Raw genomic sequence first — 2,608 nt, 5'->3', positions numbered from 1 at the left:
TGCTGGGGGTGGGGTTTGCCGGGGCGGTGGTGGGGATGGTGGCGGCGGCGTGGCAGGAGGTGTTGCGGTGGGATGTGGAGCGGGCTGCGGTGGGCAGGGTGGTGGGGGCGGCGGCGGGGGCGGAGTTGGCGGAGTTCGAGGACCCGCGGTTCCACGACAGGGTGGAACGCGCGGTAGCCGCGGCGACCGCGCACGCTCCCATGCTGCTGACGGTGGTGCTGTCGGGGTTGCGGGCGGTGCTGATGCTGGTGGCGGTGGCGGTGGGTCTGGTGGTGATGGCGTGGTGGCTGCTGCCGTTGCTGCTGGTGGCGGCCGGGCCGCCGACGGTGGTGGCGGTGTCCCGGCAGCGCGCTCAGTACGCGCTGGCGCGGGAGCTGTCGCAAAACCATCGGGAGCGCCGTTATCTGATGAGTCTGCTGACCGGGCGTGAGGAGGCCAAGGAGGTCCGGGCGTTCGGGCTGACGGGGCTGTTGTCAGGGCGGCTGGATGCCTTGTACCAGGATTTGGCCGGGCGGCGCGGAGCGCTCCAGCGGCGCTTTCTGGTGCGCGGGGCGTGGGCGCGGCTTGTCGGCGACGCGGTGGTCGCTTGCGGGGTTGCTGTCGTGCTGGCGTCGGTGAAGGCGGGCTGGCTGAGTACGGCGACCGCGCTGACCGCGCTGGGTGGAATGTATCTGGGGGCCCGGCAGGTGACAGGTGCCAGTGGCATGGTTTCGGCTACCGGCGCGTCACTGCTGTATCTCGCGGACCTGCGGGACTTCACCAGCAAAACAGAACCCGCCCTCTCTGTGCCATCCGTACCACCTCCACCAGGCCCCCTGGCCGGGGGCGGCGGGGAAGGAACGGCGTTCACGATGCTGGAGGCCCGGGATGTGTCGTTCACCTACCCTTCCGGCCGCCAGCCCGCCCTGCGGGAAGTGTCTGTGTGTCTGAGGGCGGGTGAGATCACCGCTCTGGTGGGGGAGAACGGTTCAGGGAAGACCACCCTGGCCAAGCTCCTGGCCGGCCTCTACCGACCCGGCACCGGCCGGATACTCCTCGACGGCGCCCCAGCCGGCCAAGACCGGCTGCGCGAGCTGAGCGCGGTCATGTTCCAGGACTACCTGCGCTACCGACTCACCGCCGCCGAGAACATCGCCCTGAGCCGCCCCGACCACCTCACTGACCGGGACCGGACGGAAGCCGCAGCACGCCTCGCGGGCATTGACGCGGTGCTACGCGCACTGCCGGAGGGCTATGACACCCGGATGGGCACGGAGTTCGCTCGCGGTGCCGAACTGTCACTGGGGCAGTGGCAGCGCATCGCACTGGCCCGCGCCTTCTTCCGCGACGCACCCCTGGTGGTCCTGGACGAACCGACCGCCGCGATCGACCCCCAGGCAGAAGCCGCCCTGTTCACCCGCCTGCGGACCCTGTTCACCGGACGCACCGTCCTGCTCATCACCCACCGCCTCGCCGCAGCGGCCACCGCCGACCACATCTACGTCCTCGACCACGGCCGCATCACCGAACACGGCACCCACCGCCAACTCATCCAGAACAACGGGCTTTACACCCGGATGTTCCACGCCCAAGCCGCCACCTACGCCCAGCGGCAGACAGAAAACCCGACGAACAATATAGGAATAGAGGATTGACACCCCAACAGATCCGGAGTATCACGAAAGGAAGCGGTTCTGTACCGAAACCCCGGAGAGGGGGGCACACATGAAAACGATCCAGGGCTGGGGAGCAAAGATCCACACCACCGCCTTCCCGGAACTCCGAGCCCGAGCATCCGATTGTTCCTGTGACGGCAACTCCCTTTCCCCGGGGTCGGTTCGTGTGCGGGTCTGCCGGTCGTCAGGGTGAGTTGGGAAGGGTGTGAGTGTTATGGGTGCCGCGTTGCTTGAGCGGGTCGGGAAGCTCGCTGATGATTTCACCGAAAAAGTGATCATCCGCAAGCCACTCCCAGTGACCGCCGACCTGGAGTCATGCGGGAAAGAATGCAGCGACGACAATGACTGCGGCGGGCTTTGCGATTCCTGCATCTTTGACCGCTGTCTCTTCTGACGCGGGTCTGACGTCTGGCGGCTTGATGTGCTGGCCGGGTTGTTGAGGCCCGGCTGGTGCGGTTAGAGGAGTGCTGGTGTTGATGGGCGCTCTGTTGGCGTGTTTCGTGGTGGGGTTGCGGGTTGCGGTTGGGGTGGTGTTTTTTCTCGCGGCGGTATCGAAGACTTCTCGCTGGGGGCGTGCTGATTTCCGCATTGCTGTGCAGGCTTTCGTTCCGGGTGTGGGCGGACGTTCTGTTGGTGTGCTTGCGGTTCTGGCGATCATCGTGGAGTGGGCGGTGGTTGTGTTGCTGGCGGTGCCGGTCCGGGGTGTGGGTGTGGCGGGGTTCGGGCTGGCGGGTGTGGCGCTTTCGGTGTTCACCGTTGTTCTTGTACTGGCGCTGAGGCGAGGTATGTCGGCGTCGTGCCGGTGTTTCGGTTCTTCCGTTCGTCCCGTGTCGGGTGTTCAGCTGGTGCGGAATCTGATGCTGATGGCACTGACTGTTTTGGGGCTGGCCGCCTGTCTTGCTGTCGACGGTGGGGGTGCCGGGGCAGCGGTTCTGTGGGTGTCGGCGGGGGCA

3 protein-coding genes are annotated in these 2,608 nt (G+C 66.8%); all 3 read left to right on the top strand.

Translation table 11 applies throughout. The annotated features are described in order from the left end of the window. Nucleotides 1–1,634, top strand: a 1,634-nt coding sequence (locus ACWGIF_RS33340) for an ABC transporter ATP-binding protein (protein ID WP_453503111.1), incomplete at its 5' end; no start/stop codon positions are given. Nucleotides 1,635–1,869: 235 nt separating this feature from the next. Next, nucleotides 1,870–2,049 carry a hypothetical protein gene (locus ACWGIF_RS33335; RefSeq protein WP_453503110.1) on the top strand — a complete coding sequence of 60 codons (180 nt, stop codon included), beginning with the start codon at nucleotides 1,870–1,872 and terminating at the stop codon, nucleotides 2,047–2,049. A gap of 82 nt (nucleotides 2,050–2,131) precedes the next feature. Further along, nucleotides 2,132–2,608, top strand: a 477-nt coding sequence (locus ACWGIF_RS33330) for a MauE/DoxX family redox-associated membrane protein (protein ID WP_453503109.1), incomplete at its 3' end; no start/stop codon positions are given.

The organism is Streptomyces sp. NPDC054849, from assembly GCF_053610945.1.
Note: the sequence above shows the minus strand (reverse complement) of the source record. Positions and strands in the feature narration are given on the sequence as shown.

Excerpts from the sequence above, each read along its gene's own strand:
- ACWGIF_RS33335 (WP_453503110.1), top strand. The coding sequence starts at position 1,870 with ATGGGTGCCGCGTTGCTTGAGCGGGTCGGGAAGCTCGCTGATGATTTC.